The following is a 5,981-nucleotide window of genomic DNA, read 5'->3' on the forward strand; positions in this document are numbered from 1 at the left end:
ACGCCCTTCATGCTGCTGCTCGCCGTGTTTCAGACACTGCTTGCGCGTTTGTCGGGACAGTCTGAGGTGGCCGTTGGATCGCCTATCGCCAATCGTACGCATGCGCAGATCGAACCGCTTATCGGCTTGTTCGTCAACACGCTCGTGTTGCGTGCCGATCTGTCGGGTTCGCCGTCGTTGCGCACCCTGCTTGCACAAGTACGCGATACGACGCTTGCCGCTTACGCGCATCAAGATCTGCCGTTCGAAAAGCTCGTTGAAGCACTCGCGCCGGTTCGTGATACCAGCCGCACGGCGCTGTTCCAGGTGATGTTCGTGTTGCAGAACGCGCCGATGGAGCCGCTCGCGCTGCCCGGCCTTACGCTTGAGGTGTTGCCTCCGTCAGAAGCCGGCGCCAAGTTCGATCTCACCCTTGACCTGACATCTACACCTGAAGGTGTGGCAGGCACGTTGAGCTACGCCACCGATCTCTTCGATGAGCGCACCATCGTTCGCTTTGGGGAACGCTTCACGCGCTTGCTGGAACAGGCGCTCAATCAACCCGATGCACCGCTGCATGCATTCGAACTCGTGCTGCCCGAAGAACATGCGCTGCTCGAAAGCTGGAATGACACGGCTGCCGCTTATCCCGAGCATCTGTGTATTCAGCGTTTATTCGAGCAACAAGTCGAAAAATCGCCCGATGCCATTGCACTCATATTCGAAGACGAATCGCTCACCTATGCGCGGCTCAACGAACGCGCCAATCGACTCGCGCATCATCTGATCGCACTCGGCGTCGGGCCGGAAGATCGCGTCGCGCTGTGCATGGAGCGCGGCATTGGCATGATCGTCGCGTTGATGGCGATACTCAAAGCCGGTGGCGCATACGTGCCGCTCGATCCGGCGTATCCAGGCGAACGCCTGAGTCACATCCTCACGGATGCCGCGCCTGTACTTCTGATCGCCGACACTGCCGGCCGTGAAGCCCTCGGCGACACGGGAACGCTGCCTGTGCTCGATGCCGATGCCTCGCTCGACGATGCGCTTTCGCACCATAACCCACAAACGACCGTCGCACCGCATAACCTCGCCTACGTGATCTACACCTCCGGTTCGACTGGCAAGCCCAAGGGCGTTGCGATCGAACATCGGACGCTCGTCGCATCCACATGCGCGCGGCATCAGTTCTACGAACATGCCCCGAACGAGCGCTTCCTGCTGCTTTCGTCCCTCGCCTTCGATAGCTCCGTCGCCGGCCTCTTCGGGACGCTCACGACCGGCGGCTGTCTTGCGCTCGTCGATATCGACACGGCACGAGATCCGAACGCGATCATCGAACTGGTCCGCCGTCGCGACATCACACGCGTGCTCTGCGTGCCGTCTCTCGGTCAGGCGATTCTCGACAGCATGTCGTCGAGCGGTGAACATCGGCTTCGCGAGATCATCGTGGCGGGCGAAGCGTGTCCGCCGAGCCTCGCGCGGCAAAGCTCGACGCTGCCACGCCCCGTATCGCTTTATAACGAGTACGGCCCCACGGAAGCGACGGTGTGGGCAACGGCCTATCGATGCCTGCAGGAAGAATCCAATCCGGTGCCGATCGGCCGTCCGATTGCCAACACGCGCATTTATTTGCTCGATGCACAACGGCGGTTGATGCCTGTCGGTGCGGTGGGCGAGCTGTACGTCGGCGGTGCGGGTGTGGGGCGAGGTTATCTGAATCGGCCTGAGTTGACCGTCGAACGGTTTATCGATGATCCGTTTGTTCCGGGTGGGCGTATGTATCGCACGGGCGATATCGCTCGCTATCGCGCCGATGGCAATATCGAGTTTCTTGGCCGTAACGATCATCAGGTCAAGATTCGTGGGTTCCGTATCGAGTTGGGTGAGATCGAAGCGCAGATCGCCAGTCATCCGGCGGTGCGTGAGGCCGTGGTTATCGCGCGTGCTCGGCACGAGAAGACGCAGGATCAGCAACTTATCGCTTATGTCACCGGGACGGCAGGCATCGATGCAAGCGTGTTGCGCGAACATCTTGCGTCGGGATTGCCGGATTACATGGTGCCCTCGGCGTTCGTCGTGCTCGATGCATTGCCGCTCACACCTAACGGCAAACTCGATCGCCGTGCGTTGCCCGATCCGCAGTGGCAGGATCTCGCCACCTATGTCGCACCGCGCTCGTCGCTCGAACACTCGCTCGCTGAATGCTTTGCCAGTGTGCTCGGTCTCGAACGCGTGAGCGTCTTCGATAACTTCTTTGCCCTCGGCGGTCATTCTCTGCTCGCTACGCAACTCGTGTCGCGTCTGCGCGAGGCGCTTGCCATCGAACTGCCCTTGCGCACGCTGTTCGATGCGCCCAGTGTCGCCTCACTTGCTGAAGCGCTGGAAGAATCGTCGCGTGAAGCCAGTGCCTTGCCGCCCTTGCAAGCGATGCCGCGTCCAGCGAAGCTGCCGCTGTCTTTTGCACAGGAACGTTTATGGTTCCTCGAACAGCTCAATCCCGGACAGTCCACCTATAACATTCCGGTCGCCGTGCGTCTGAGCGGATCGCTCGATGTATCGGCTTTCGAGAATGCCTTGAATGCGCTCGTGGCGCGTCATGAGAGTTTGCGTACGTCTTTCGCGCAACACGATGGGCAGGCTGTGCAGTGCATCGCGTCTGAATTGCGGATCACGTTGCCGCTGGTTGTACTTTCCGATGATGCGCAAGTGCGCCGCCTCGCGCAAGCCGAAGCCACCCGCGCCTTCGATCTTCAGCACGGGCCGCTGCTGCGTGCGCAACTGCTGCGTCTTGCAGCCGATGAGCACGTGCTGCTCTTCACGATGCATCACATCATCTCCGATGGCTGGTCCACCGGCGTGCTCGTGCGTGAACTCGGCGCCTGCTATACGGCTTCGCTGCTGAACGAACCGCTCGCTCTGCCGCCACTGGCCGTGCAATACGCTGACTTCACCTTGTGGCAGCGCGACTGGCTCGCCGGTGCAGAACTCGAACGTCAGACGCAATACTGGCGCAATCAACTCGCTGAACTCGCGCCGCTCGATCTGCCGACCGATCGTCCACGGCCTGCGCAGATCAGCGGACGCGGCGCGACTTTGCCCTTTGCGCTCAGCCCTGACTTGTGTGAACGGCTGAATGCAACGGCTCAGCAAGAAGGTGTCACGCCCTTCATGCTGCTGCTCGCCGTGTTCCAAACCCTGCTTGCGCGGCTGTCGGGACAGTCGGAGGTGGCCGTTGGCTCCCCTATCGCCAATCGCACACATGCGCAGATCGAACCGCTTATTGGTCTGTTCGTCAATACGCTCGTGTTGCGTGCCGATCTCTCGGGTTCGCCATCGTTGCGCACCTTGCTTGCACAAGTACGCGATACAACGCTTGCCGCTTACGCACATCAGGATCTGCCCTTCGAGAAGCTCGTCGAAGCGCTCGCGCCGGTTCGCGATACCAGCCGCACGGCGTTGTTCCAGGTGATGTTCGTGTTGCAGAACGCGCCGATGGAGCCGCTCGCGCTACCCGGCCTTACGCTTGAGGTGCTGCCTCCTTCAGAAGCCGGTGCCAAGTTCGATATCACGCTGAATCTGACGCACGCGCAAGACCGCTTTGCGGGTGGCATCAGCTATGCCACCGATCTCTTCGATGAGCGCACCATCGCTCGCTTTGGGGAACACTTCACACGCTTGCTCGAACAAGCACTCCATCAACCCGATGCACCACTGCATGCGTTCGAACTCGTGCTGCCTGAAGAACATGCACTGCTCGAAAGCTGGAACGATACGGCTGCCGCTTATCCCGAGCATCTGTGCATACATCAACTCTTCGAGCAGCAAGTTGAGAAAACACCCGATGCAATCGCACTCGTCTTCGAAGACGAATCGCTCACGTATGCGCAACTCAACGCACGCGCCAATCGACTCGCGCATCATCTGATCGCGCTTGGCGTTGGCCCGGAAGATCGCGTCGCGCTGTGCATGGAGCGCGGCATCGACATGATCGTCGCGTTGATGGCCATACTCAAAGCCGGCGGCGCTTATGTGCCGCTCGATCCGACGTATCCGGGCGAACGCCTGAGCCACATCCTCACGGATGCCGCGCCTGTGCTTCTGATCGCTGACACCGCTGGCCGTGACGCTCTCGGCGACACAGGAACGCTGCCTGTGCTCGATGCCTCGCTCGATGATTCTCTCCCGCACCATAACCCGCAAACCACCGTCGCACCGCATAACCTCGCCTACGTGATCTACACCTCCGGTTCGACCGGCAAGCCCAAAGGCGTGATGGTCGAGCATCGTAATGTGGTGAACCTGCATTACGCGCTCCAATCGACGGTGTTCGCGCATTGCGACGCGCACTCGGGCGTCGGTCTGAACGCCAGCATCGCGTTCGACTCTTCGCTGAAGAGCCTCACGGCTTTGCTCGCGGGACACCGGCTGACCCTCATTCCTGCCGACGTGCGTACCGATGGCCTGGCGCTGATCGACTATGTGAATGCCCGCGACATCGATGTACTCGACTGCACGCCGACGCAACTCGACGTATTGCTCGCCACCGGTCTGCTTGAACGTCGCCAGTCCGAGCTGACGTTGCTCGTCGGCGGCGAGGCGTTGACGCAGCAAATGTGGGATTGCCTCGCAACAGCCACGCAAATTCGCGCTTTCAACGTCTATGGTCCGACCGAATGCACGGTGGATGCCGCTGTCACCGAGATCACGATCGAACAGACGCGGCCAGTCATTGGCAAGCCGATTGCCAATGCACGCATCTATCTGCTCGACGGGCAACTTCGGTTGATGCCGCCGGGTGCGGTTGGTGAACTTTATATCGGTGGGGCGGGTGTGGCGCGGGGTTATCTGAATCGGCCTGAGCTTACCGCCGAACGATTTATCGATGATCCGTTCGTTGCCGGCGCGCGTATGTATCGCACGGGGGATATCGCACGCTATCGACCCGATGGCAACATCGAGTTTCTTGGCCGTAACGATCATCAGGTCAAGATTCGTGGGTTCCGTATCGAGTTGGGTGAGATCGAAGCGCAGATCGCCAGTCATCCGGCGGTGCGTGAGGCCGTGGTGATTGCGCGTGCTCGGCACGAGGCGACGCAGGATCAGCAACTCATCGCTTATGTCACGCTGGTTTCAGAGGTCGAGGCTGGCGATCTTCGTGAGCATTTGAACTCGCGATTGCCCGACTACATGGTGCCTTCGGCGTTCGTTACGCTCGATGCATTGCCACTTACCCCCAACGGCAAACTCGATCGCCGTGCGCTTCCTGATCCGCAATGGCAAGATCTCGCCGCTTATGTCGCACCGCGCTCGTCGCTTGAACACTCGCTCGCTGAATGCTTCGCCAGCGTGCTCGGTCTCGAACGCGTGAGCGTCTTCGATAACTTCTTCGCACTCGGCGGTCATTCGCTGCTCGCTACGCAACTCGTGTCGCGTCTGCGTGAAGCGCTTGCCATCGAACTGCCCTTGCGCACGCTGTTCGATGCACCCAGTGTCGCCTCACTCGCTGAAGCACTGGAAGAATCGTCGCGTGAAGCCAGCGCCTTGCCGCCCTTGCAAGCGATGCCGCGTCCGGCGAAGCTGCCGCTGTCTTTCGCACAGGAACGTCTGTGGTTCCTTGAGCAGCTCAATCCGGGACAGTCCACCTATAACATTCCGGTCGCCGTGCGTCTGAGCGGATCGCTCGATATATCGGCCTTCGAGAATGCCTTGAATGCGCTCGTGGCGCGTCACGAAAGCTTGCGCACATCGTTCGCGCAACACGACGGGCAGGCTGTGCAGTGCATCGCTTCTGAATTGCGGATCACGTTGCCGCTGGTTGTACTTTCCGATGATGAGCAAGTCCGCCGCCTCGCGCAAGCCGAAGCCACCCGCGCCTTCGATCTTCAACACGGTCCGCTGCTGCGTGTGCAACTGCTGCGTCTCGCAGCCGATGAACACGTGCTGCTCTTCACGATGCATCACATCGTCTCCGATGGCTGGTCCACCGGCGTGCTCGTGCG

The 5,981-nt window shown here is 60.4% G+C and carries 1 protein-coding gene; it reads left to right on the forward strand.

What is annotated here, in order from left to right; translation table 11 throughout:
* A partial coding sequence (locus AWB70_RS37915; RefSeq protein ID WP_143281753.1) for a non-ribosomal peptide synthetase occupies nt 1-5,981 on the forward strand: 5,981 nt, incomplete at both ends.

The organism is Caballeronia cordobensis (genome assembly GCF_001544575.2).
Lineage (GTDB): Bacteria > Pseudomonadota > Gammaproteobacteria > Burkholderiales > Burkholderiaceae > Caballeronia > Caballeronia cordobensis.